Origin of the sequence: Sorangium sp. So ce834 (assembly GCF_051521425.1) — a bacterium.
GTDB lineage: Bacteria > Myxococcota_A > Polyangia > Polyangiales > Polyangiaceae > Sorangium > Sorangium cellulosum_D.
In genome coordinates, this window is sequence record NZ_CP150351.1 from 6,669,213 (window position 1) to 6,695,076 (window position 25,864).

Annotated in this window: 12 protein-coding genes; 6 read left to right on the forward strand and 6 right to left on the reverse strand. The window is 72.4% G+C overall.

The genetic code is table 11. From position 1 onward, the window contains the following. Window positions 1–37 precede the first annotated feature (37 nt). Window positions 38–1,045 carry a hypothetical protein gene (locus WMF20_RS24075; RefSeq protein ID WP_437616944.1) on the forward strand — a complete coding sequence of 336 codons (1,008 nt, stop codon included), beginning with the start codon at window positions 38–40 and terminating at the stop codon, window positions 1,043–1,045. Between the two features lie 27 nt (window positions 1,046–1,072). On the opposite strand, the gene WMF20_RS24080 is transcribed toward WMF20_RS24075, so the two are convergent. From WMF20_RS24080 to WMF20_RS24100, 5 genes are all read right to left on the reverse strand, one after another. After that, a complete protein-coding gene (locus WMF20_RS24080; protein ID WP_437616945.1) occupies window positions 1,073–2,371 on the reverse strand; it encodes a PAS domain S-box protein in 1,299 nt (432 codons plus the stop codon). A 335-nt stretch (window positions 2,372–2,706) separates the two neighbouring features. Then, entirely contained in the window at window positions 2,707–13,857 is an 11,151-nt protein-coding gene (locus tag WMF20_RS24085) for an amino acid adenylation domain-containing protein (protein WP_437616946.1), read from the reverse strand. Window positions 13,858–14,484: 627 nt separating this feature from the next. Beyond that, complete coding sequence (locus WMF20_RS24090) at window positions 14,485–15,294, reverse strand: response regulator transcription factor (protein ID WP_437616947.1); 810 nt, start codon at window positions 15,292–15,294, stop codon at window positions 14,485–14,487. A gap of 308 nt (window positions 15,295–15,602) precedes the next feature. Next, window positions 15,603–16,736: an alpha/beta hydrolase family esterase gene (locus WMF20_RS24095; protein ID WP_437616948.1), complete on the reverse strand. Its 1,134-nt coding sequence runs from the start codon at window positions 16,734–16,736 to the stop codon at window positions 15,603–15,605. 544 nt (window positions 16,737–17,280) lie between these two features. Beyond that, complete coding sequence (locus tag WMF20_RS24100; protein WP_437616949.1) at window positions 17,281–17,532, reverse strand: hypothetical protein; 252 nt, start codon at window positions 17,530–17,532, stop codon at window positions 17,281–17,283. 676 nt (window positions 17,533–18,208) lie between these two features. On the opposite strand from WMF20_RS24100, the gene WMF20_RS24105 reads away from it, so the two are divergent. From WMF20_RS24105 to WMF20_RS24125, 5 genes are all read left to right on the forward strand, one after another. Then, on the forward strand, window positions 18,209–18,394 hold the full coding sequence (locus tag WMF20_RS24105; protein ID WP_437616950.1) for a hypothetical protein: 186 nt from the start codon (window positions 18,209–18,211) through the stop codon (window positions 18,392–18,394). 209 nt (window positions 18,395–18,603) lie between these two features. Continuing rightward, complete coding sequence (locus WMF20_RS24110; protein WP_129576533.1) at window positions 18,604–18,795, forward strand: peptidoglycan-binding domain-containing protein; 192 nt, start codon at window positions 18,604–18,606, stop codon at window positions 18,793–18,795. A 21-nt stretch (window positions 18,796–18,816) separates the two neighbouring features. Next, window positions 18,817–20,019, forward strand: a complete 1,203-nt coding sequence (locus WMF20_RS24115) for a hypothetical protein (protein ID WP_437616951.1) — start codon at window positions 18,817–18,819, stop codon at window positions 20,017–20,019. A 73-nt stretch (window positions 20,020–20,092) separates the two neighbouring features. Then, window positions 20,093–21,277, forward strand: a complete 1,185-nt coding sequence (locus tag WMF20_RS24120) for an efflux RND transporter periplasmic adaptor subunit (RefSeq protein ID WP_437616952.1) — start codon at window positions 20,093–20,095, stop codon at window positions 21,275–21,277. Between the two features lie 26 nt (window positions 21,278–21,303). Then, complete coding sequence (locus WMF20_RS24125) at window positions 21,304–24,441, forward strand: multidrug efflux RND transporter permease subunit (RefSeq protein WP_437616953.1); 3,138 nt, start codon at window positions 21,304–21,306, stop codon at window positions 24,439–24,441. A gap of 91 nt (window positions 24,442–24,532) precedes the next feature. On the opposite strand, the gene WMF20_RS24130 is transcribed toward WMF20_RS24125, so the two are convergent. Beyond that, entirely contained in the window at window positions 24,533–25,852 is a 1,320-nt protein-coding gene (locus tag WMF20_RS24130; protein WP_437616954.1) for a hypothetical protein, read from the reverse strand. Between the last annotated feature and the right edge of the window lie 12 nt (window positions 25,853–25,864).

Below are 25,864 nucleotides of genomic sequence, written 5' to 3' on the forward strand. Positions count from 1 at the left end.
GAAGCGCGTGGCGAGTAGCGGACGTTTTCGGGGATGGATGTGCCTCATCGCGATCACGGCGGCGGGGATGCTCGTGGGCTGCGGCGACGATGCACCGGCGCAGGACGACGGCGTGGCGTCGGCGGCTCTCCAGTGCTCCGTGAAGGAGGGCGCCGCGCCCGCCTTGCTCGCGCTCTGCGCGATCCCGGGGACGGTGGGCCAGCACCTGCCGCACATGGAGCGAGCACGTTTCGACTATGATCCGCCGGGGCTCGCGATGGATCGCATCCACGGCCGCTACACGCCGCGCCGGGGCGCGATCAGCTGGAAGGAGACGCCCGCCGCGGACAGCTATCTCCGCAAGACCAAGGCGCAGGGGAGCGTCACCCGGACCGCGAACGGGGCCGTGGCGACGTACGACCGGGAGACGATCGAGGACAGCGGCGCGGTGCACGTCACGGAGGTCGAGGAGACGTTTCAACGCGTGGAGCGCACCGAGGGCGACGAGACGTTCCAGCGCTGTCTGCTCACGCGGAGGACGCGCCCTGCGGGCGGCGGCGATCTCGACTGGCTGACGCAGCAGGGAGAGTGGGACGGCACGTCACTCTCTTACACGCAGGAGCGGATCTCGCGCACGCACGGCGGGCGGATCCAGCTCGACGGGCAGCTGCAGGCGGACGGGTCGTGGACCGAATCCTACGGGGGGCGGTACGGCTGGTCCGATGTCTCTGAGAGCTGGAGCGGCGATGCGGACGGGAACACGCTGGTCTACTGGGAGAGGAACTGGGGCGACGAGTACGTCTGGGGCACGGATGCGCGCGCTCGCGACGGCTCGCTCCACCGCTACATCCGTCATGTCTATGAGTGGTGCGTGCCCTGGGACGACCTCACGGTCCAGGCCGATGGCACGGGGTCGGGCTCCGCGAGGATCTGCGTGCCCTTCTACGACGAGGAGAGCGGGTACGAGGACGTCGTTTACGCCGCCTGCACGATCGCGGTAGCGAACGGCTCGTGCGCGAAGACCTGCGACAACGGTGTCGTGTACTCCTGCAACGATCTCTTGTGAAGCGGTCCCGTCGTCTGGGGAAGAGCTTCAGGCAGGCAGCGGGCGCGCCTTGCGCGACAGCGCGTAGGCGATGCCGCTCTGCAGGGTGCCGCAGGTGACGAGCCCCCTCATCTCGGTCCCCAGCTCGACCAGCGCCTGCGCGACGACGGGGCGTATGCCCGTCAACACCACCTCGGCGCCGAGCAGCCTCGCCGCCTGAGCGACGCGGACCAGCGCGGCGGCGACCTCCGCGTCGACGGTCTTCACGCCGGTGATGTCGAGGATCGCCACCGCCGCTTGCTTCTCGCCGAGCGCGTTCAGGAGGGTCTCCAGGATCTGCTGCGCGCGCTCCCGGTCGATCGTCCCGACGAGCGGCATGGCGATCACCCCGTCGGCGATCGGGATGAGCGGCGTGCCGAGCTCCCGGAGCGCCGCCTGCTGCGACTGGATCAGCTGCACCTGCGCGAGCGTCTCCTGCTCGTAACGGAGCTGCTCCGTGATGTCCCTGAAGAAAGCCGCGAAGCCCGTCTGCTCGCCGGTCGGGCCCACGAGCGCGAAGGCGCTGAGCTGCCCCATCCACGAGCTCCCGTCCGGGCGCAGGATCCTGAGGACGCCGCGCCAGGCGCCCTCCTTGGCGAGGGCGGGCATGGCCACGTTGGCGAGCTGGGCGAAGTCCTCCGGTGCATAGAAGTCCGCCAGCGGGCGACCGACCCCCCCGTCGGCGAAGCCGCTCATCGCCTTGAAGGCGAGGTTTGCGTACGTAACCACGCCGGTCAGGGTCGTCATGGTGATGCCATCCAGGGCATTCTCGACGAGCCTCTTCGAGACAGCGCCGTCCTCGGCCTGGCGGCGCAGCTCGGCCTCGCTCTCCATCTGCGCTGTGACGTCCTGGACCACGCTCATCACCTGACGCGCCCTTCCCGCGGCGTCGGCGTCGAGACGGATGTCACGCCGCGTGAACCAGCCCCAGGAGCCGTCGGCCCTGCGCAGGCGGTAAGCGAGCCCGGCGGTGTCGCTCGCCGGGCCCTCCTGGGCCCGGCGCTGCTGCTCGCGGGCCCGGGCCTGATCGTCCGGATGAGCCAGCTTCACGAACGCGTCGAGGCCAGAAAACGCCGCGTCGTCCGTCGCATAGCCGAGCTCGCCTGCGAGCGAGCGGTTCTCGTACAGCCTGCGCTGCTCGACGGGCTCGTCGACGGAGATCAGGTAGGGAGCCGCCTCATGCATGCGGTAGACCCGACGCAGCTCGGCGCGCAGCTCCCGCTCGATCTGCTCGAGCTCGGACAGGCGAGCGCGGAGGGCGGCAAGCTCACTCTCCTGCGCGCGGTGCGCCGAATCATGACAATCCACGGGGCTTCCTTGGGTAGATCCAGACGGTCCGGTCCGAGACATCGCCGCGAGCCTACTACCGATGGGCCGCCACGGGGAAGAGCCCATCGCCGCCCTGGAGCGGTGTTGTCATCGTTGGTGCGACAGCTGAGCTCATGTGTCGAGCCCCCACGCGCACGCGCCGATCAGGAGCCCGGATGAGCGCCTCATGCCTGCTGGCCGGCGGCGCGCAGAGCGCCGCACTGGCGTCGTCGCGGCATGCGGGTCACAAAAAGCGCTTACGAGTGCTTATGACACCACGCCCCACCTCGAGGACCCCCTCGCCGAAACGGTGAGGGTCGAGGACGCCAAACTGCTCAGTGCGACGGCGGCCCGCTCTCAGGCCCGCTCTCCGCGCCGAGCGACCTGGCCCTCGACCTCCGGAGCGCCCGCCCCTCCAGCGCGTCGGCGAGCGCTGGCCTCACCGCCGCCGCGAGGTGCTGCTGGATCGCGCGGGCGACGTGCGCGACGTGGGGCGGCTCCATCATGGTGAAATGGTTGCCGGGCACCACCTGGAGGGCAAACGCCGCCCGCGAAAGCTCCATCCAGGCGTTGACGGCCACCGCGTCCTCCGGGCTGACCTGCTCCCGCGCGCGCAGGAACAGGACGCTGGCGTCCGTCGGCTGCGGCTCGTAGCTCGCGAGCGCCTGCCACGTGCTCGTGACCTCGGCGCGGAGCCGCGCGTCGTCCTCCATGGCCGCCACGAAGCCGCGGTATCTCCGCGACGCGACCGCCTCGAGCTTCGCCATCTCATGGGCGAGGCCGCTCGCCGGTGAGCGCTCGCGCGCCCGCGGGTCGAAGCCGGTGTCCAGGAGCAGCAGCAAAGGCACCTTGCGCGCTCGCGCGAGCAGCTGCTGCGCCACCTCGTATGCGACGACGCCGCCGGCCGAATGCCCCCCCAGGAGAACCGGCCCCTCGGGCCGCACGCGCAGGATCTCGTCCACGCACCGGGCCGCGATCGCAGGAATCGACGCGAAGCCCGGCTCGCCCGGCGTGGCGCCGGTGGGCTGAATCCCGTGGACGGGCAGCTCGCCGCTCAGGCGCTGCACCAGGGGGCGATAGGCGTGCACCGTGCCGCCGAGCGGCGGGATCAGGAACAGCGGCGCCGCGTCCGGCGCCCCCGCCTGCAGCGTGACGAGGAGCTGTCCGGTCCCGCGCCCGTCGGGGAGGAGCGCGGCGGTCCCGCTCCGCTGCGTCAGCGCCGCGCTCACGGGCGCGGGCGAGTCCGGCGGCAGCGCCTCCACCGCCCGCCCGCTCGCCGGCGAGCCCGAGGGAGGGCCGGACGACTCCGGCGGACTCCAGATCTTCGGCGACACGGACCGCACCGTGGCCGGGCCCACGGTGCAGGCGGTGTCGAGCACGTGGGGGACGCGCTCGAACGGGTACGTGGGGAGCGGCACGCGCCGCCGGCGCTCGTCCCGGGAGAACGCGGCCCAGTCGACGTCGACGCCGGCGCACCAGAGCCGGCCCACCGCGCCGAGCAACGCCTCGAGATCGCCGGCGCCCTCGCCCGCGCCCGCCAGGGTTGTCGCGACCGGTCGCCCCGCGCCCGGGTGGCGCGCCGCCAGGGCGGCCAGCGAGGCGCTGGGCCCGACCTCGACGAGGGCGCGATCGGCCGAGGCGAGCAGCGCGGCGATGCGATCGTCGGCGCGCGCCGAGCCCGCGAGGAGCCGGGCCCAGGTCGACGGATCGTCGATGTCGGCCTCCGTCACCCAGTCGCCGGCGAGGCTCCCGACGAGGGGGATGCTCGGCGCCCGCCTCGCCATCGACGCGGCCCGCCGGGCGATGCGCGCGAGGAGCGGCCCCGCGGCCTCCTCCTCCGAGCGCCCGAGCAGCGCGGCCAGCGCGACCGCATCCTCGAGCGAGAGCACGCCGGCGACGCACGCGGCGACGACCTCGCCCACGCCGTGGCCGAACAGCGCCGCTGGGCGGATCCCCCACGACATCAGGAGCTGCGCCAGGGCGATCTCGGTCGAGAAGAGCGCGGCCGCGCGGAGGCGCGGCGCGCCGATCTCACCGTCGCCGGAGGCGCGCCCTGGCGCCTCGGGGAAGAGCCGGTCGCGAAGGTCGACCGACAGCTCGCGACGGAAGAGGTCGGCGCACCGGTCGATGCCCTCGCGGTAGGCGCGCTCGTGCAGGTAGAGCTCGCGCCCCATGCCGGCGCGCTCCGCGCCGACGCCAGGGAACAGGAAGGCGACCTCCGGCGGCCGCCTGCCGGCCACCTCCGTGACGACGCGGTCCGGGTCGCGCCGGCCCAGGGACGCCGCCGCCGAGGCCGGATCCGCGCACACCACCGCGCGGCGGTGCGCGAAGGGCGCCCGGCCCCGCTGCAGGGTGAAGGCGACGTCGGGGAGCGAGCCCTCCGGCGCGCGCCGCAGGTGCTCGACCAGACGATCGGTGCTCCGCTCCAGCGCGGCGGGCGTCTTCGCCGAGACGACGAGCAGCTGACAGCGCCGCGACGGGCCGGACGGCGCCGGCGCCGGCGCCTCCTCGAGCACGGCGTGCGCGTTCGTGCCGCCGATGCCGAAGGCGCTCACCCCGGCGCGGCGCGGGGCTCCGCCGCGCTTCCAGGCGATCGGCGCGGCGTTGACGAAGAACGGGCTGCGCGCGAGGTCGATCTCGGGGCTGGGGCGGCGGAAGTGGAGCGTCGGGGGGATGAGCTCGTGCTCCAGCGCCAGCGCCGCCTTGATGAGGCCGGTCACCCCGGCGGCCGCGCGGAGGTGGCCGAGGTTGCTCTTCACCGAGCCGAGCGCGCAGAACCCGACCCTGTCGGTCGCCCTCCGGAACGCGCGCGACAGCGCCGCCACCTCGATCGAGTCGCCGAGCCGCGTGCCCGCGCCGTGCGCCTCCACGTACGCGATGCCCTCCGGGCTCACGCCGGCGGCGGCGTGGGCCCGGGCGAGCGTCTCGAGCTGCCCCTCCAGGCTCGGCGCGGTGTACCCCACCTTGCGCGCGCCGTCGTTGGTGACGGCGGAGCCGCGGATCACGGCGTGGATCGTGTCGCCGTCGTCGAGGGCGTCCTTCAGGCGCTTGAGGACGACGAGGGCGACGCCGTTGCTGGCCACGATGCCGCTCGCCTCGGCGTCGAAGGGCCGGCAATGGCCGTCGGGCGAGGTGACCGCGCCGTCCTCGTGGAGATAGCCGATCCGCTTCGGCGAGAGGACGCCGACGCCTCCCGCGAGCACCATGTCGCTCTCCCCGGTGAGGAGGCTCTGGCAGCCGAGGTGCACCGCGACGAGCGACGTCGAGCACGCCGTCATGACGCTCACCGCGGGCCCCCGGAGCCCCAGCTTGTAGGCCACGCGCGTGGTCAGCGAGTCGGTCACGTTCCCGGTATAGATCCGGGCGTGCTCCGAGTTCGGCGCGGCCGGCGGCGGCCCGACGCGCTCGATCCAGTAGCTCGGGGCGTCGCTCCCGGCGAAGACGCCGATCGGCTTCGAGGTGGCGAGCGGGTCGTACCCAGCGCTCTCCATCGCTTCCCACGCGCACTCGAGGAACACCCGCTGCTGCGGGTCCATGAGCGCGGCGTCCCTCGGGCTGTACCCGAAGAACGCCGCGTCGAAGCACATGACGTCATCGAGCAGGCCGGCCGCCGGGATGAACCCGGGTGTTCGATGAAGCTCCGAGTCGACGCCGAGCGCCCGCAGCTCGTCGGACGAATAGAAGGCGATCCCCTCGATCCCGTCCTTGAGCATCGACCACAGCGCGTCGACGCTGCGCGCCTTCGGGAAGCGACCCGCCATTCCGATGATGGCGATGGCGTTCTCGGGCAGCGCCTCCCGCGCCGGGGCCTCGGCCGCCGGCGCCGCAGCGCCGGGCGCGCGCTTGGAGACGGCGCCGTCGCCCGGGGCCGCCGCCCGAGGCCCCCGCTTCAGGTGGACAGCGAGGCTGCGGATCGTCGGGAACTGGAACAGGTCCATGATGGGCACGTCCTCGCCGAGCCGCGCCCGGATGCCCGCGCGGACCCGGGCGAGGAGCAGCGAGTGACCGCCGAGATCGAAGAACGGAACGTCGAGGCCGACCTCGTCGAGGCCGAGCACCTCGCGCCAGATCTCGCCGAGGACCACCTCGAGGTTCGAGGCGGGCGCCGGCGCCGCCGCCCGCGGCGCGGGCTTCGCGCGATCGTCGGCCGGGAGGGCCGCCATGTCGACCTTCCCGTTGGCGGTGAGCGGCAGCGCGTCGAGCTTCACGAACGCGGCCGGAACCATGTAGTCGGGGAGCTTCGCCGCGGCGAGCTCGCGCAGGCCTCGAGGCATCGCGCGCGCCTTCGGCCGCCGGAGCGGGCTGTTCGCGAGCGCCCGCGCCGGCAACGCCGCCCCGGGCCGCGACTGGACCCAGGCGCGCGGCCGCGTCGCGCCCTCGGCGGGCTCGAAGAGCGCGTCCATGCAGCCCGGGCCCGCGGTGCTCGACCCGGTGATCCGGACCGAACGGCCGAGGCGCGCGGCGAGCGCCCACAGCGCCTCCGGATCGACCGCGGCCACGGCCGCCCCCGCGGCCGCGGCGGCGCCGGCCGGCTCGTCGCCGCCCGCCTCCCGCAGCCGGCGCGCCGCGATCACGTCGGCGTGCACGCGCGCGTTCGGGATCCCCAGGACCTCGATCCCGAGGGAGCCCGCGTCGCGCAGCGCCCGCTCGAGGCCATCGAGGCCCTCCGCGGCAGCCCAGTCCAGCGATCGGCCGACCGCGGCCGGCTCGGGCGCCGCGCCGACGTGCAGGACCACGTCGTAGCGGAAGCGCGTCATCTCGTCGGCGCCGGGGCCTCGCTTGAGCCAGGTCTCGACGTGCTCCACGCCCGGGATCCGGTCGCGCAGCGCGTGAAAGAGCTCGGGCGCGAGGACGAGCTCCTCCTCGCCGGAGACCGCCCGCTCCACCCGGGCCCGCAGCTCGGCCGCGGTGGCGCCCGCGGGCGCGCGGTGGAGCTGCACCGACGTGTGGAACGCCTCCAGCAAGGGCAGGCTCCGAATGTCGCCCAGGAACACGACGCCTCCGGGCGCGGTCGCGCGCACGGCGCCCTCGATCACCGCGCGCAGGTAATCGGCGCTGGGGAAGTACTGGACGATCGAGTTCAAGACCACCACGTCGAAGCTGCCCGGCTCGATGCCGCGGAAGTCGTTCGCCTCCCGGCGCTGCAGCGACACGTGCGAGAGCGTGCCGCGCTCGAGCTCGGGGCGGAGGAGCGCGATCGCCTTCTCCGAGAAATCCGTGCCGAGGTAGGCGGCGCACTGCGGGGCCAGCTGCAAGAGCAGGAGCCCCGTCCCACAGCCGATCTCCCACGCCCGGCGCGGCTGGAACGAGAGGATCCGCTCGACCGTGTGGTCCCGCCATGCGCGCATCGCGGCGGCGTCGATGGGCTCTCCGGTATAGCTGCTGTTCCAGCCCGTGATGTCGAAGGCCGGATCCACGCCGGCGCCGCCCTGCCCGTAGGTGCCGTCGTACAGCGCCTGCCACGCCGAGACGTGCTCCGCCTGGAGCGCCGGGACCTGATCCGAGGCGCCGCCGTCGTCGAGGCGCGGGATGACGTAAGCGACGAGCCGCTTGTTGCCCGGCGACTCTTCGCGCGCCACAACGACGGCCTCTTCCACCGCGGGGTGCTCGCGCAGCACGGCCTCGATCTCGCCGAGCTCGATGCGATAGCCGCGGATCTTCACCTGGTTGTCGACCCGCCCCAGAAACTCGATGTTCCCGTCGGGGAGCCACCGGGCGCGGTCGCCGGTGCGGTACATGCGCGCGCCCGGCTCGTCCGAGAGCCGATCGGGGAGGAACCGCGCTGCGTCGAGCTCGGGCCGGTTCAGGTACCCGCGGGCGATGCCGGCGCCCCCGAGGTACAGCTCGCCGGGGACGCCCACCGGGACGAGCTCCCCGCGCGGATCGAGCAGGTACACCCGCATGTTGTCGATCGGGCGGCCGATCGAGGGGTCGGCCGCCGCGGCCCCGCCGTCGGGCCGCGCCCTCGGCACGACGCACGAGGTGGCGACGACGGTCCCCTCGGTCGGACCGTAGTTGTTCACGACCTCGAAGGGGAGCCGCGCGTCGGGCCAGACGCGGAGCTTGTCTCCTCCCGTGAGCAGGTACCGGAGCGCGGCGGAAGCAGGCCAGTCGAGGCGCAGGAGCTCCTCCGCCATCGGCGTCGGCAGGAACGAGACGGTGATCCCGCGCGCGAGGAGCCACGCCTTGAGCTCGTCCGGGGAGCGGCGGAGCGGCTCCCCGGGGATGAACAGGCACGCTCCCGAGCACAGGTAAGGCCAGAGCTCCCAGACCGACGCGTCGAAGCCGGGGCTCGCGACGAGGGTCGCGCGATCGTCGCGGGAGACGGCGAACCGCCGCACGTGCCACGCCACCAGGTTCATGAGGCTCCGGTGCTCCACGAGCACGCCCTTCGGGCGGCCGGTCGAGCCCGAGGTGTAGATGGCATACGCCAGGTCCCGGGGGCCTGCGCACGCCGGCGGGCGCGAGCCGTCCCGCGCCGCCAGGGCCGGCGCGTCCGCGTCGAGGCGGATCACCGCGCCCGCGAACGGCGGGAGGCGCTCGGCGAGGTGCGCCTGCGTGAGGAGCACCGGCGCGCCGGAGTCCTCGAGGATGAACGAGAGCCGCTCGCCCGCGATCGCGGCGTCCACGGGGAGGTACGCCGCGCCCGCCTTGAGGGCGCCAAGGATCCCGACCACCATCTCCGGCGAGCGCTCCGCGCAGATCGCGACCCGCGTGTCGGGCGCGACGCCCAGCTCGATCAGGCGGCGCGCGAGCTGGTTCGCCCGGCGATCGAGCTCTCCATAGGTGAGCGAGCCGCCCTCGGACACGACCGCGGGGGCGCGCGGCGCGGCCGCCGCCTGCTCCTCGAACAGCGCGAGGACGCCCCGATCGCGCGGGAAATCGGCGCCGGTGTCGTTCCAATCGACGAGCAGCCGGCGCCGCTCGCGGTCCGGGAGCAGCGGCATCGACGCGACGGACCGCGCGGGATCCGAGGTCGCGGCGGCGAGCAGCGTGAAGAGGTGCGTGAGCGTCCGCTCCATCGTCGACCGCTCGAAGAGATCGGTGCTGTACTCCAGCATCCCGGCGACGCCGCCGGCGGTCTCCCAGGCATAGAGCGATGCGTCGAAGATCGTCTTCTTCGTGTCCGTGTCGATGGCGCGCGCCTCGACCCCGGCGAGGTGGAGCTCGCGCTCCGCGGGCGGCTGCGGCGCGAACACGATCTGCACGAGCGGGCTGGTGCTCGGGTCGCGCTCCGGCTGGAGCTCCTGGACGAGCCGCTCGAACGGGAGCCTGTCGTGCGCATACGCGTCCAGGCACACCGCCCTCACCCGGCGGAGCAGCTGCTCGAACGACGGCGCGCCGGAGACGTCGATCCGGATGGGGACCACGTTGACGAAGAAGCCGATCGCCGCCTCGAGCTCGGCGTGATCGCGGCCCGCGCTCGGCAGCCCGACCAGGAGGTCGTCGCGCTGCGTGACGCGGTGGAGCAGGACGGCGAACGCGGCCAGGAGGACCATGTTGACGGTCACGCCCTCTCGCGCGCCGAGGTCGCGGATGGCCCTCGCGACCTCCGGGTCGAGCTGGAACGGGAGCGTCGCGCCGCGGAACGTCTGGACCGGCGGCCGGACGCGATCGCTCGGCAGCTCGAGCAGGGGCGGCGCGCCGAGGAGCCGCTGCTTCCAGCCGGCGACCAGCGCCGACAGGCTCTCTTCGGTCAGCTGCTCTCGCTGCCACGCGGCGAAATCGGCGTACTGGAGCGGCGCCTCCGGCAGCGGAGGGGGAGCGCCCCGACGGAAGGCGTCGTAGAGCGCCGCGAGCTCGCGGTAGGCCACCTCGAGCGACCAGCCGTCGACGGCGATGTGGTGGATGTGCAGCCAGAGGACGTGATCCCGCGGCCCGAGCCGCAGCAGCCCCGCCCGGAAGACGGGCCCGCGCTTCAGATCGAAGATCCGCTGGGCTTCCGCGTCGAGGAGCCGCGCCGCCTGGGCCTCGCGCTCCCCCTCGGGGAGGTGCTGGAGGTCCGCGACCTCGAGCCGGAACGCGGCGTCTTCGGCGACGATCTGGACGGGCATGCCGTCGATCTCGGTATAGACCGTGCGCAGGATCTCGTGGCGGCGGAGGAGCTCACGGAGGCTCCGGTCGAGCGCCGGGGCGTGGAGCTCCCCGGTGAGGCGGAAGGGACAAAGGCAGTTGTAGGCCCTGCTCTCCGGCGCGAGCCGGTGGAGGAACCACATGCGCTCCTGGGCGAACGAGAGGGGGACGGGCCCCGTCCGGGCGCCCCTCGGAATGGCATGCTCCGCCCGGGGGGCCGCGCGGCCGCCCCCCTTCGCCAGCGCGGCGAGCCCGGCGACGGTCGGGTGCGCGAAGAGCTCCTGAAAGCCGATGTCGAGCCCGAAGGCGCCGCGGAGGCGCGAGAACAGCTGGACGGCGTGCAGCGAGCTGCCGCCCAGCTCGAAGAAGCTGTCGTGGACGCCCACGCGCTCGACGCGCAGGAGCTCCTTCCAGAGGCCGGCGAGCGCCTCCTCCAGCTCGGAGCGCGGCGCCACGAAGGCGGTCCCGAGCCCCGTCCGGGCGCCGCCGGGCGCAGGGAGCGCCCTGCGGTCGACCTTGCCGTTCGGCGAGGTGGGGAGCGCGTCGAGCGACACGAAGGCGGACGGGACCATGTAGCTCGGCAAATGGCGCTGCGCGAGGGCGCGCAGCGCGTGGACGAGCGCCTGCTCGCCCTCGGCGGAGGCGTCCTCGACCGGGCGCGGGACGACATACGCCACGAGCCGCCGGTCGCCCGGCGCGTCCTCGCGCGCCACGACCGCGACCTCGCGCACGCCGGGGTGCTGGCCCAGCGCCGCCGCGATCTCACCGAGCTCGATGCGGTGGCCGTGGATCTTCACCTGATCGTCGATCCGGCCGAGAAACTCGATCTCGCCCGACGGGAGGTACCGCGCGAGATCGCCTGTCCGGTACAGCCGTGCGCCCGGCCCGGGCCGGAAGGGGTTCTCGACGAACCGCTCCCGCGTGAGGTCGGGGCGGTTCAGGTAGCCGCGGGCCACGCCGGGGCCGCCGATGTAGATCTCGCCGGCGACGCCGACGGGGACCGGCGCGCGGCGGCGATCGAGCAGCAGCACCTGGACGTCGCCGCACGCGCGGCCGATCGAGCTCGACCATGGGTGCTCGAGGTCCGGGATGCCCATCGGGCGGCGGGTGGCGAACACGGTCGTCTCGGTGGGCCCGTAGATGTTGAGGATCGCGGGCCGCTCGTCCCCGCGGCGGTCCCACCACGGCTTGAGCGCGGCCACGTCGAGCGCCTCGCCGCCGCAGATCACGAGGCGCAGCTGCAGGCGGTCGCGCAGCGATGGATCGGCCGCGGTGTCGGCGTCGATGAGCTGGCGGAGCGCCGAGGGCGTCTGGCAGACGACGGTCACCCCCTCGCCGCCGAGGAGCCTGTAGAACGCGTCCGGCGTGCGGCTCGTGAGGAACGGCACCACGACCAGCCGCCCGCCGTGGCAGAGCGCGCCCCAGATCTCCAGGACGGAGAAATCGAAGGCATAGGAATGGAATAGGGTCCAGACGTCGCGATCGCCATAACCCACCTCGCCGGCGGTGTGGTCGAAGAGGCGGACCACGTTGGCGTGGGTGACCATCACCCCCTTGGGCTTCCCGGTCGACCCCGAGGTATAGATGATGTACGCGAGGTTCTCCGGGCCCTCGCCCGGCACGGGCGCCACCGCGTCCTCGGGCTGTCGCTCGATCACGGCCCGATCCGCGTCGAGGCACACGACCCTGGCGCTCCCGCTCCTCAGCCGTGAGGCGAAGCGCTCCTCGGTGAGGATCACGGGGACGCGGGTATCCTCCAGCAAGAAGGCGAGTCGCTCCTCGGGGTACGACGGGTCGAGCGGGACGTAGGCGGCGCCGGACTTGAGGACGCCGAGCAGCGCGACGATCATCTCGAGCGAGCGTTCCAGGCAAACGCCGATCGGGACGTCGGGCCCCGCGCCGCTCGCCCGGAGGAGGTGGGCGATCTGGTTGCTCCGTCGATCCAGCTCGGCGTAGGTGAGGCGGCGCCCCTCGAAGGCCACCGCCACGGCGGACGGGGCGCGCCGGGCGTGCGCCTCGACCCGCTCGTGCAGCCGATCGCGCGGCGGATCGAACTCCCCGCCGCTGTTCCACCCGAACAGGAGCGTGCGCCGCTCCTCCTCGGTCAGGATCGGCAGCGCCGAGACGGGTTGCGCGGGGTCGCCCGCGGCGCCGCCCAGCAGCGCCGCCCAGTGCCCGAGCAGCCGCTCCACCGTCGCTTCTTCGAAGAGATCGCGGTTATAATCGATGCGCGCGCTCACGCCCGCGCCGGTCTCCTCGACGCGGATGGCGAGCTCGAACGCCACCTCGGTCGCCTCGAGCGCCGCCGGCGTCAGCGTGAGCAGAGCGCCTCTCCTCGGCTCGATCGCGCCGCGCGCGCTGGAGAAGGTGGCCTGGACGAGCGGGGCGCGGCTCGGATCGCGCGGCAGCGCGAGCCGCTCGACCAGGGAAGCGAAGGGGAGATCGCCGTTCTCCACCGCCTCCTCGAGGGAGCGGCGCACCTGGCGCAGGAGCGCTCGAAAGCTCGGATCCGCGCCCAGCCTGCCCCGCACGACCACGAGGTTGCCGAACGGACCGATGAGGCCCTGGGTCTCCTCGTCTCGCCCGGACAGCGCCACGCCGATGAGGACGTCGTCCTGACCTGTATACCGGTGGAGCACGGCGTGCATTCCCGCGAGCAAGACCGTGGACAGCGCCGCGTCTTCCTCCCGCGCCAGGGCGCGGAGCGCGCCCACGAGCTCCGGATCGAGCGCGCGCGCCACCGAGCCTCCGGCGAAGGTCCGCGCCGCGGGCCGCGGCCGATCCGTCCGGATCTCCAGCGCTTCCGGCGCCCCCGCGAGCTCGCGACGAACGTGCGCGAGCTGCGCGTCGAGGCGCTCCGCGGTCCTGTGCTCCCGCTGTCGACGCGCGTGGTCCTGATAACCTATCGGCGGCGCCGGCCGCTCGATTCCGTGGTAGCCGTCGAACAGCTCCGCGAAAAACAGCGCTGCGCTCGGCTCGCCGTCCGAGAGGATCGGGTGCATGGCCAGCGCGAGGAGGTGACGTTGCGAATGGACGCGGATGAGGCTCACGCGCCAGAGGGGACCGCGCTCCAGATCGAGCGGCAGCGAGGTCTCCCGGCGAGCCATCGCGAGCGCCGACGCATCCGAGGCCGGCTGCCCCTCGGCGCCGAGATCCACCTCGCGAAAGGCGATCTCCGCCCGCGGCGAGACGACCTGCACCGGCTGTCCATCGCGCTCTGCGAAGGACGTCCTCAGGATCGACTGGCGCGCCGCCAGCCCCTCGATGGCGTGGACCAGCCTGGGCACGTCCAGCTCGCCGTCCAGCCACGCCGCGCCCCGCTCCACCGGGCCCGGCGCGGCGCCGCGGCCCCGGTCGAGCCGAAAGGCGCATTCTTGCTCCAGAGAGAGCGGCCAATAACCCATTTCGTTCATCGCGGATGACCTCCCTGTTGCTGGTAGGGGTCGGTAGCATCGGCGCGCGTGGACCTACGTTACGCCGCGTCGATACGTTTGACGCGCACGCACCTCCACGCACACCGTGCTTGCTGATCTGTCGTACGCTCGCCAGGCATCACGGCCGCTGGTCAGCTTCTGGCCAGAAGAAGCCGGCGCCAAGCGGACCTCAAGCTCGTAAGTCGCGCTGTCGGCCGCATCGCGGCGTGGCGCGAAGCGGACGCTGCGCAGTATGCAGTAGGGACACCGCGATGCCAGCCTGTATTTGAACCAGCCCGACCACCGGCGATTGGACGACGCGTATCCGAGCTCGAGATCACAGCCTCGACTCATGCCCTTGTGGGCGGATACACCAAGCCAGCTGCCGACGCACCCTGCCTTGGTCCCCTTCCCCACCTTCCGGGTCGATTCCAGCGCATCGCGTCCGAACCTTGCTCGCGCGGCGGCGTCGGATCGTATTCGGGACAGGGCGCGCGGGACGGTGGGGATGCATCCACCGCGGCCGCGCGCCGGGCGGGCGGGATGTCCAGGCTCAGCCCGGCGCGTGCGAGAGGCCCTCGCCGGCGATGCCGGCGCTGAGCACGAACCGGAGCCCGTCGACGCCGGTCAGCCCAGGAGCCCCCGCTCGGCCAGCCACAGCGTCGCGCCGGCGCGGCTGTAGATGCCGAGCTTGTCGTAGGCGTGGGCGACGTGGTGCTGCACGGTCTTCTCCGAGATGGCAAGGACGAAGGCGATCTCGCGGTTGGTCTTGCCGGCACCGACGAGCCGCAGGACCTCCAGCTCGCGCCCCGTGAGCGCCTTTCGCGGCCGGAGGAGCCGACCGCACCGGGCGCCGCGCTCGCTGCTCGGAGGAGCGGACGGCACAGGATCTGTGGCGAGCAGGTAGCCGTACGTCGTGCCGTGTCCCCCCGTGAGGCGATGCGTCCAGATCGGGTTGGCGCAATAGATCTCCAGCATTTCCTTCGTGTACCCGACCACAAAGTACTCGAAATACGGGTGCCATGCGGGGAGGTCACGCACTCGAAATTCGATGCCGGAGTCCCTCAGCGTCGCCTCGGAGCGGCTGTCCGTCTCGGCGAAGTACCGGTGCCAGATGTTCTGGGTGGTCGCGACCAGCGACGAGATGTCGGGATCCTGGACGAAGCGCTGCAGCGGACCGTCGACGAGCGCCCAGCGCGCCGATTCGGCCCCGAGCTCGAAGAGCGCGTCCTTGCCGTCCGCGTAGAACCGCCGGACGAGCTCGTCGTGGAACGCGAGGAACTCGGGCAGCGGGACGAAGCTGCTGGCGGTGATCGGCCGCTTGAACCAGGGGTTGGCCACCGCCACTTCACGAAAGAAGCCGCGCCACGCCTCCGAGCCGAACCTCCGGCTCACCAAGGTCTTCCGCGTCAGGATTGTGGTTCCGCTGACCTTCATGGAACAGCCGATCGGCTCCTGTCCCTGAGCGACGAGGCCGCGCAGGACGCAGGAAGGCAAAGGATCGCCTGCCAGTATGGCCGATCGGGGTGTCAGCGGTCAACACGCGAGCTCGCTCGCCATGTGGCGGCGCTCTCACGGTGCGACGGATATATCAGCAGAAGATTATTTCAATGACGATGCACACCAAACGCTCCGCGCGTCGGGCGACGCGCCGTCGCCCTATTCGAAGTTCTTCCGCTCGCTCTCCCAGCCTGTGCTGCAGAGGCCGCACGATGTCCCGAGGAACATAGAACGGCTGGGGTGGGCTACGGCATGACGTGCCGCTTCAGCGCGGGCCAGCCGACCGTGGCGTTGCCGGGCTCGTGGCTGCCTCCCTGCTTGGTGCAGAGCGTCACCTCGACGCCGTCCTGACAATTGGAGTAGGTCGAGCAGCCCTGGCCATTCTCGGCCGACGGCGAGCCGGTGCACCCATTGATGTCGGCCCACTTCGCGAAGGTCGACTTCGCGCCGAGGAACGTGACGGGCATGCCGCGCACCACCGAGGAGCCTCCACCGGCGTAGGGCACGACGGGATCCGACGTGCCTCGGAACGAGATCACGCTGATGGGACGCGACGGCTCGCAGCCGCCGACGTTCTCCTGCAGGAGATCGAAGGCGGCGGGCGCCACGGCCGCGAACACGTCGGCGGCGTGGCAAGCGAGGTAGTGGGACATCCCGCCGCCCATGGAGAAGCCGACCGCGTAGATGCGCTTGGGGTCGATGCAGGCGCTCTCCTGGATCTGCGCCACCAGCGCCCTGGCGAACGCCACGTCGTCGGTGTCGGCCACGCAGCAGGGCCCCACGTTCCAGGCGCCGCCCGAGGGGCCGGACAGCCCGCTCGGGAAGGCCATGATCACGCCTTCCGGGTCGGTCTGCGCCGGATAGGGCGAGCCCGACCGCTCCGACGGGCCAGAGCCGCCGAGCGGGTGGAAGTCGACCACGAGAGGCACCGGCTTGCTGCCGTCGTACGTGGCAGGGACATGCAAGACGTAGCTGCGGCTCCGGGAGCCCACCATCACCGTCTTGTTCGTGTCGCCAGCGCTCAACGCGGGCGACGGGCAGGTGATGGTTCCGCCGCCGCCCGTGCCGCTGCCGCTGCTGGTGACCGCGTCCCCGGCGCCCGCGCCGCCGGTGCCTGCGCCGCCGGTGCCCGCGTCGCCGGCGCCGCCCCCGCCGGTGCCGGTGCCGCCGGCGGAGCCCGTCGTGCCCGCAGACGACGTGGTCGTCGTGTCCCCGGACGCGGCGCTGCCGCCGCTACCGGAGGTGACGCCCGAGCTGGTCGAGCCGTTGGTGCCGCCGCCGTCGCCGCCGCCGGTGGTGGTCCCGTCGCCGTCGCTGCCGCAGCCCAAGAGGGCGATGCCGAGCGCTCCTGATAGCAGAATCAGCCGTGGTGAATTCATTCGCCGGTTCATCATTGATCAGCACCTTCGTTTGCGGTGGATACGGGGACGGTATCCGGTGTTCGGGTCGCGTCCTTGAAGGTTTGAGGCACCGGCCCAGGTCGATAGGGATCGCTGCCCATGGGTCGTCGCAGGCGGCCGGCGGGGCGCGCCCAGGCGGCTGGGCACCGGAGCTGCCGAAGGAAGCTCCGGCTTGAGGGGTCGGGGGTGCTCGGCGGCCGTGCGTCGGTCGTCACATCTCCCTGGCTGGAGCAGACCAGCGCCGCGGAGCCGCGAACGCGATGACCTCTGGGATCGGTCTTGCCGAGGGTGTGAAACGTGTCCAAGCTTCCCTGCTCCCAGATCGTCGTCCGTCGCCGCGTCACCCGATGCAGGTGCCTGCAACGAGCTCATAGCCGAGACCTCTCCAGCGAGGCATAGGCAAACTGGCCTATGCCTCGCTGCGAGACGTCGCTCCCACGCCGGTGGACTGGACGATCCGGGTCAGTATCGGACTCGATCATCCGCCCAGTTGCACGGATGGGCACCGAGCTCCGCGTGCGTTCTACAACCCGAAGCCCGCGATGTACTCGGCGCAGGTTTGACCGAAGTTGCGGCAGTCCTGCGGGGCCCGCTGGCCGGAGCAGAAGCTCTTGATCTCGTCGAGGTCCCGGCACTCCTCGCTCGCGGCCCTGGCGCAGCAGGTCGGCGGGTACGTGTCTTCGCACCGGCTGCAGGCGAAGCAGACCCGGACAGGGTAGGTCCACTCGGCGGTCTCGACCTCCTGGCCGCCAAGCGTCCTGCCTCGCAACACCACCGTCGCCAACACCTCGACGTCGCGGCCGAGACGCGCGGCTGCCCGCGTAGGCTGTCCATCGTGGCACCGTCGATCAGGAGGACGTCGGTGCAGGTGTAGCCAGCGTCACTGGACGCCCCACGGTCGACCAGGCCCGTGATCGGGACGACGTACCCATCCGTCATGGGGTTGCCCTCGATGTCGGTGACGCGAACCTCGGCCTCGTAAAGCTGGATGCGCGACGTCGTGGCGCTCAGCATTTCAGAGTCGACCCACAGCACGACCTGGTTGCACACCAGGAGCGTTGCGCTGTGGCTCCCCACGTACGCGGCGTCAACGGTATCCTCGAGCAGCTCGAGCCGCGCGTTCCTAAGCTCGTGATCGAGCTCGACCAGGGCACGCCAGCACCCTCGGAGGTACTCCTCGACGGAGCCGCGCTTCCGCAAGCCAGCCTTGGCAGCGAGCTCCCGCTCGACCCCGGAACCCACGCCGTCGTCGCGCAATGGACCGACGGCAGGCAGACCGAAGCGCCAGTGATCATCACGGAGAGCGCGCGCAAAATCTTGCGTCTCGCGCCGCCTCCAATCGAAGCCGCGCCGACTCCGGCGGTCGCCGCGCCGCGGGCGGGCTCGCGCTCAAAGCGAAGTTGGATCTCGAGGAAGAATGCCCGAATCCATCGCATTGTAACGCGGACGACATGAACGCTCAGTCTCAAGGTCAGACGCTCACCGCCACGGGCACCGTGCTCGGCGCCATTGGCTTCGCCGGCATCGGCGCTGGCCTGGTGCTCCTCCTGACGTCACCTCAGCAGGGCGCGACCGTCGCCCTCACGCCCGCGGTCCTGCCAGGCGGCGGCGGGGCGCTGCTGCGCAGTGGATTTTAGCCCTGGTTTCGCCCAGCGCGCCCGCTCACGTCGACCACGGCGCCGCGGCGGAGCTCGTGGCGACTGGCGGCGGCGCCGGCCGGGACAGAAACTTACATCCACCCAAAAGCTCGCGCGCCGCCGGTCGCTCTCGCAGCTCGGGAGCCGATGACGGTACTCGTCTCCGTCGCCCCCGCGCGCGGCGCGCACGGACAACGAACAGACGCTCGATGCCCGATTGCTGCTCCACCTCGTTCGAGCGCGGGATCCAGGTCCGAGGCGGCGTCGACGGCGTCTTCGGCGATCGCGTGGAGGAAGCCGTAAAGGCGTTCCAGGCCGAGCGCGGGCTCCTCGTGGACGGGGTCGCGGGGCAAATCACCTTGAAGGCGCTCGACGCGAGGCTCGGCGCGGTCAGGGGCTGATCAGGTCGAGAGGAGACCAGGATGGCGGCGAAGGCGGGCGAGGGAGAATACCGGTACTACACGATCCTGCCAGGCGGCGACGATGGGCCGCTCCTGCCCAATCAGCATTATCTCGGGGTCGACGCGGTGGCGTGGTTCCTGAACCGGGAGGATGGTTGGTTCTCCAAATGGACCGCCTCGGGCACGCTCGAGATCTCCCTGGTCGGGGGCCTCGAGCGCTACCAGGCGGCGCTCGGCGCGTTCGAGCTGCAAGGCAGCGCGAGGACGGCGCCCGTGTTCGATCGCCCCGTGCTGCCCGATCGCAACTACCGCGGCGGCCCGATCACCCTGTGCGTCTCGCTGTTCGCGCTCCGCCGCGACACCGCGCTCGCGGGCCTGCTCAAGGGCGCCGCGTCGGCGAGCCTCGGGATCGTGGCCGGCATGGTGGAGACGGCGAGCCTGGCCGGACCGCAGCTCGTGCTCGGCGCGGCGGGGGCCTCGCTCGTCGGCGGGGTGTCGCAGCTGCTCACGAGCGCGCCCGGCGGCGCCGAGCACCTGCTCGGCCAGGGCGGCCTCGAGGTGACGCTCTCCCCCGAGCAGGTGCGCGGCCCGATGACGTATGTGCTGTTCCATCGAGGGACCCCGCTCGACCCCGCGCGGCTCGCGGTGGGCGCCTCCGGCGCGCTCACCTACCCGCTGCACGACGGGCGGGAGCTCGCCGACGGCGCCTGGATCCTCGTCCGCCTCCGCAGGAGCGCGCGCTACGCGGGTGCGCGCGGCTGGTTCGACCGGGAGCGGGCGCTGCGGGCCGCCGCGCCGCCCGGCCCGGCGAGGGCGACGACGCGCGCCGCGCTGCCGGCGCCGGGGCGGATACTTCACCCGCGCGTTCGTGAGCCGTGGACGCGGGCAGATCCGGGGTCGCGTCGACGTCCAAGACTGCACAGCAGGTTGCGAGAGAGAACGAACGAGCTGCGTACGGCCCTGCGTGTTCATGGCGACGTCGGCGAGCCCAGTGGCCAAGTGAAGCGGCGAGAAGAGGATCGAAGACAGGGCCGCGCCGAAGCCCAGACCGACGCCCCCCGCGCCTCCTCCACCGAGGCGATCTCCGCCTCGAGGACCTCCCCCTCCGCCGTCCGAGCGTCGATCCGCGCCTCGAGCGCGGCCTCCTCCCGCGCCTCGAGCGCGGCCTCCTCGGCCAGAAGGGCCGGGCCCTCCGCCTGCGGCGCCCGCGGCCCCGCGGGTTGAAAGCCCCCCCGCCATGCACTACGCCAAGGCGAACCCAGGGGACGATCTCCCTCGCGCCAGGCTGCATCGACGTATGACCCACCTCCGCAAGCTCGGCGGGCTCCTCCCAGCCGCCCTCCTCCTCGGCCTCGGCGCGTGCCGCGCCGCGGCCGACGCCCCGCCGGCGCCGCCCCCGCCCGAGGTCAGCGTCATCGAGGTCCAGATGGAGCCCGTCACCCTCCGCGACGAGCTCCCCGGCCGCGTCGCCCCCCTCCGCCTGGCGGAGGTGCGCGCGCGCGTCGCGGGCGTCGTCCTGAAGCGCAGCTTCACCGAAGGGAGCGAGGTCAAGGAGGGGCAGACGCTCTTCGTGATCGACCCCGCGCCCCTCAAGGCCGCCGTCGACAGCGCCGCCGCCGCCCTCGCCAAGGGGCAGGCCAACCTCGGCCAGGCCGAGGCGCGCGCGAAGCGCGCCACCGCGCTCGTGCAGGAGGGGCTGGTCAGCCGCGAGGCGTACGACGACGCGCTGGCCGCCCAGGCCATGGCCCACGCCGAGATCGCCCAGGCGCGCTCGGCGCTCTCGCTCGCCCGCCTGAACCTCGGCTACGCGACCGTGACGGCCCCGATCAGCGGCAGGATCGGCGGCGCGCTCGTCACCGAAGGCGCGCTCGTCGGCCAGGCCGAGGCGACGCCGCTCGCCGTCATCCAGCAGATCGACACGGTCTACGTCGACATCAAGCAGCCCGCCTCGCAGCTCACGCGCCTGCGCCGCGCCGCGCTGGACGGCGCGCCCGGGGGCGAGGCGGGCCAGCACGCCGCGATCCTGGTGCTCGACGATGGGGTCGAGCACCCCGAGAAGGGCGAGCTGCTCTTCTCGGGCATCAGCGTCGATCCCGGCACCGGCGAGGTGACGCTGCGCGCGCGCTTCCCGAACCCGAGCCGCCTGCTCCTGCCCGGCATGTTCGTGCGCGTGAAGCTCGCCAAGCGCGTCGACCAGGCGGCCCTCACCGTGCCGCAGCAGGCGGTCGGGCGCGACGGCGGCGGCAACGCGACGGTGCTCGTCGTCCAGCCCGACGGCAAGACGGCCGTGCGCCAGGTCCAGACGGGCGGCGTCGATCACGACCGCTACATCGTCACCTCCGGCCTGAACGCCGGCGACAAGGTCGTGGTCGAGGGCCACCAGAAGGTCGCCCCGGGCGCCGAGGTCCGCGCCGTCCCCTTCACGCCGACGCCCGCGGGCTCGGCCGCCGCGCCCGCGCCCGCGGCGTCGGCGACGCGCTGACGCGCGCGGAGCAGATCGAGGCCAGCATGTCGCGCTTCTTCATCGACCGGCCCGTCTTCGCGGTCGTCATCGCGATGTTCATCGCGCTCCTCGGGGCGATCGCGCTGCCGCGGCTCCCCGTGACGCAGTACCCGTCGGTCGCGCCGCCGACCGTCTCCATCTATGCGAGCTACCCTGGCGCGACGCCGGAGACGCTCGACCAGAGCGTCGTCAGCCTCATCGAGCGCGAGCTGAGCAGCACCAAGCGCCTGCTCTACTTCCAGTCGTCGAGCGACGCCTCCGGGGGGGCCCAGATCACCGCGACCTTCCTGCCCGGCACCGACCCGGATCTCGCGCAGATCGACGTCCAGAACCGGCTCAAGGCGGTCGAGCCCCGCCTGCCCGCGGCCGTGAGGCAATCCGGCCTCTTCGTCGAGGCCTCGACGTCGAGCTTTCTGATGATCGTCAGCCTGTCGTCGCGCGACGGCAGCCTGAGCCCCACCGCGCTCGGCGACATCCTCGCCCGCTCCATCATCGACGAGGTCAAGCGCGTCCCGGGCGTCGGCCGCGTGCAGCTCTGGACCAGCGAGCGCGCGATGCGGATCTGGATCGATCCGACCAAGCTCGCGGCGCTCGCGCTCTCGCCCGCCGACGTGTCGGCCGCCATCGCCGCGCAGAACGTCCAGTTCGCGTCGGGCCGCATCGGCGACCTGCCGAGCCCGCCGACGCAGCAGATCAGCGCCACGCTCATCGCCGAGGGGCAGCTCACGACGCCCGAGGATTTCGGCGCGATCGTCCTCCGCGCGAAGCCCGACGGGTCGCGCGTGCTCCTCCGCGACGTCGCGACGATCGAGATCGGCGCGCAGAACGTGGCGTCGTCGTCGCGGAGCAACGGCAAGCCCGACGCCGCGATCGGCATCCAGCTCGCGAACGGCGCGAACGCGATGAAGACCTCCGATCTCGTGCGCGCCCGCATGGAGGAGCTCTCGCGGGGCCTGCCGCCCAACGTGACCTACAGCGTGCCTTACGACACGGCGCCCTTCGTCAGGACCTCGGTGCACAAGGTGCTCGAGACCCTGGTGGAGGCCATGGTGCTCGTGTTCGTCGTGATGTTCCTGTTCCTGCAGAACATCCGCTACACCCTCATCCCGGCGATCGTGGTGCCGCTCGCGCTGCTCGGCACGTGCGCGGTGATGCTCCTCGCCGGCGCGTCGATCAACATGCTGAGCCTGTTCGGCATGGTGCTCGCGATCGGCATCATCGTCGACGACGCGATCGTCGTGGTCGAGAACGTCGAGCGGCTGATGGCCGAGGAGGGGCTGTCCCCGCGCGAGGCGACGCGGAAGGCCATGGCGGAGATCTCGGGCGCCGTCGTCGGCATCACGCTCGTGCTCTCGGCGGTGTTCGTGCCGATGGCGTTCGCGTCGGGCTCGGTGGGCGCGATCTACCGGCAGTTCTCGATGTCGATGGCGGTCTCGATCCTGTTCTCGGCGTTCCTGGCGCTGACGCTCACGCCGGCGCTCTGCGTGGTCTTGCTGAGGCCCGTCCCCGCCGGCCACGCGCGGCGCCGCGGCCCGCTCGGCTGGTTCAACGCCGGCTTCGAGCGGCTCACCTCCGGGTACCGGCGCTGGGTCGCGGGCTCGCTCGACAGGCGCCGCCGGATGCTCCTCGGGTTCACGATCCTCGTCGCGACGCTCGGCCTGCTCTACGTCCGGCTGCCGACCGCCTTCTTGCCGGAGGAGGATCAGGGGCTCGTGATCGTCGACGTGCAGCTCCCGCCGGAGGCCACGCAGCACCGCACGCTGAAGGCGGTCGAGCAGGTGGAGGCGCACTACCTCGGCCGCCCCGCCATCCGCAGCGTCGCGGCCTTCCCGGGCTTCGGCTTCTCGGGCTCGGGACAGAACGTGGCGATGATCTTCCTGACGATGAAGGACTGGAGCGAGCGCCCGGACGGCGCGACGGCCCAGTCCGAGGCCGCGCAGGCGAACGAGAAGCTCGGCCACATCCGCGACGGCGTGGTGTACAGCCTGGTGCCGCCGCCGATCATGGAGCTCAGCAGCACCTCGGGCTTCAGCCTGAAGCTGCAGGACCGGGGCGGGCGCGGGAACGCGGCGCTCCTGGCGGCGCAGCAGCGGCTGATCGAGCTCGCCGCGGGGAGCCCCGTCCTCGCGCAGGTGCGCGCCGAGGCGCAGCCCGACGCCGCGCAGATCCGGCTGCGGATCGACCGCCAGAAGGCAAGCGCGCTCGGCGTGAGCTTCGAGCGCGCGGCCGGGGTGCTGTCGACCGCGCTGAGCCCGACCTACGTGAACGATTTCCCCAACCAGGGTCGGCTGCAGCAGGTCATCGTGCAGGCGAACGAGGCGAGCCGGATGCAGGTCGAGGACGTGCTGCGGCTGTCCGTGCCCAACGGCGCCGGTCAGATGGTGCCGCTCTCCGCGTTCGCGACGGCGGCGTGGGAGCGCGGCCCGCTCCAGCTCGCGCGCTTCAACGGGTTTCCGGCGACCGGGATCAGCGGCGCGCCGGCGCCCGGGCGGAGCAGCGGCGAGGCGATGTCGGAGATCGAGCGCCTGGCCGCGCAGCTGCCGCCGGGGTTCGGGGTGGAGTGGACGGGGCAGTCGTACCAGGAGCGGCTGTCGGGGGCCGAGGCGCCGGCGCTGCTCGCGCTGTCGCTGGTCGTTGTGTTCCTGGTGCTGGCGGCGCTCTACGAGAGCTTCGCGATCCCGCTCTCGGTGATCCTCGTGGTGCCGCTCGGGGTGCTGGGCGCGGTGCTGGCCATGACGGTGCGCGGCCTGCCGAACGACGTGTTCTTCAAGGTCGGGCTCATCACCATCATGGGGCTTTCGGCGAAGAACGCGATCCTGATCATCGAGTTCGCGAAGAGCCTGCGCGAGCAGGGCAAGAGCGTGCGAGACGCGGCGATCGAGGCGGCGCGCCTGCGCTTCCGGCCGATCCTGATGACGTCGCTGGCGTTCATCCTGGGCGTGGTGCCGCTCGTGTTCGCGCGGAACGCGGGCTCGGCCACGCAGCACGCCATCGGGACGGGCGTGTTCGGCGGCATGCTCACCGCGACGCTGTTCAGCATCTTCTTCGCGCCGCTGTTCTTCATGGTGGTCAGCCGCCGGCGGCGCGGGGGGGCGGCCGGCGACCCGCAAGCGGGGGCCGGCGAGCGCGCGGTGAGCGGCTAGCCGGCGCGGGCGGAGGGAGCGCGCTTTGCGCGCTGGCGGGCGGCGGCGGGGCCGTCGCGGTCAGCGCCAGCGCGCTCCGGCGCGCGGGCCGTCAGAACTGGTAGAGACCGCCCGCCTCGACGGCCCAGCCCACGCGGTCGGCCCCTTTATCCGCCTCGGCGGCCGGATCGAGCTTGTGGCGCGTGAGCATCAGAGAGGGCTCGAGCACGAGCGAGAGCCCCTTCATGGGCGAGAAGGCGTAGCCCGCGCGCACCGTCACGTTGCGCTCGATGCCGGGACCATTGCCGCCCACGCGCGCGGCAGGCGTGGCCGGCGCGCCTTCTGTCGCCGGTGTTCCGGGCGTGTAGCCGAGCAGCATGTCGTCGGCGCTCGGCACCATCGCGGCCCCCGCGATGAGATGCAGGGCGTGCTTGTCGAACGTCAGCTTCCCCGACACCCAGCCGCCCACCTCGGCGACATCCGTCGTGCGGTTGCCTTGCCCGAGCGTCAGGAGCCCCAGGTTGGCGAGGTTCTGGCCGCCGTAAGCCTCGGCCCGCAGGTTCAGCGGACCGGACGTGACCTCGGCGAACAGGTTGCCGCCGATCGCCAGCTTCCTCTCTTCCGTCGGCAGGTTCGCGTCGAAGGCGAGCGACGTGGCGATCACCGACGCGCCGACCCATGCGGCCTTCTCGGCGCGGTAGCCCGCGCGCAGCGCGAAGGTGGGCGTGCGCGAGTACTCGACGTTGTTGAGGATGGCCGTGACGTTCTGGCTGACCAGACCGAGCGCGGCGCCCACCTCGACGCTGCCGAGGGTGGCGACGTAGCTGAGCTGGTGACGCACGAAGCCCGAGTTGCCGGACTGGAAGAGCGCGCCCACGAGGTTGTACGTGTGCGTGTTCAGCGGCGAGAACAGGTCCCAGAGCTGACCGAGCGTGAGCTTGTGTCCTTCGGCGGGAGACCACTCCACGAACGCCTGCCGCACGCGGAGGCTCATCCCCTGAGCCGGCGACGACTTGCCGAAATCGATGAAGTCGACCTCGAACTGCCCCTTCACGGGCGTGCCCTCCCCGGCGGTCACGCCGAAGCGCGTCTGCGCCGCCTGGAAGCTCAGGCCGACGGCGTCCGGATCGGCGAGGAACACCGGGTTCGCCGCGGCCGTGGGCGCGGAGTAGTTCGGGTTTCCGAAGGACTCGAGGCCGTTCCCGACGACGACGGTGGGCTTGACGATGCCGTAGACGCGCACGAGAGGCTTGTCTTCGGGCTTCTTCGGCTCGACCGGCGGCGGAGGAGCGGGGCGAGGCTCCACCGCGGCCTCGGCCGGCGCGGGCTGCTGCGGCTCCGCCGTTTGCGCTCTGCCCGTGGCGGGCGCGGCGACTCCGGCCAGCGAGAGAGAGGCGGCGAGCGCTGCGCTAGGCGTCTTCCAAATGATCATGAGTTCTCCTCT

What these genes read in the sequence shown, in the direction of transcription:
- WMF20_RS24120 (WP_437616952.1), top strand. Translation starts at nt 20,093, where the DNA reads ATGACCCACCTCCGCAAGCTCGGCGGGCTCCTCCCAGCCGCCCTCCTC.
- WMF20_RS24085 (WP_437616946.1), bottom strand. Translation starts at nt 13,857, where the DNA reads ATGAACGAAATGGGTTATTGGCCGCTCTCTCTGGAGCAAGAATGCGCC.
- WMF20_RS24095 (WP_437616948.1), bottom strand. Translation starts at nt 16,736, where the DNA reads ATGAATTCACCACGGCTGATTCTGCTATCAGGAGCGCTCGGCATCGCC.
- WMF20_RS24075 (WP_437616944.1), top strand. Translation starts at nt 38, where the DNA reads ATGTGCCTCATCGCGATCACGGCGGCGGGGATGCTCGTGGGCTGCGGC.
- WMF20_RS24105 (WP_437616950.1), top strand. Translation starts at nt 18,209, where the DNA reads ATGAACGCTCAGTCTCAAGGTCAGACGCTCACCGCCACGGGCACCGTG.
- WMF20_RS24125 (WP_437616953.1), top strand. Translation starts at nt 21,304, where the DNA reads ATGTCGCGCTTCTTCATCGACCGGCCCGTCTTCGCGGTCGTCATCGCG.
- WMF20_RS24110 (WP_129576533.1), top strand. Translation starts at nt 18,604, where the DNA reads ATGCCCGATTGCTGCTCCACCTCGTTCGAGCGCGGGATCCAGGTCCGA.
- WMF20_RS24090 (WP_437616947.1), bottom strand. Translation starts at nt 15,294, where the DNA reads ATGAAGGTCAGCGGAACCACAATCCTGACGCGGAAGACCTTGGTGAGC.
- WMF20_RS24130 (WP_437616954.1), bottom strand. Translation starts at nt 25,852, where the DNA reads ATGATCATTTGGAAGACGCCTAGCGCAGCGCTCGCCGCCTCTCTCTCG.
- WMF20_RS24115 (WP_437616951.1), top strand. Translation starts at nt 18,817, where the DNA reads ATGGCGGCGAAGGCGGGCGAGGGAGAATACCGGTACTACACGATCCTG.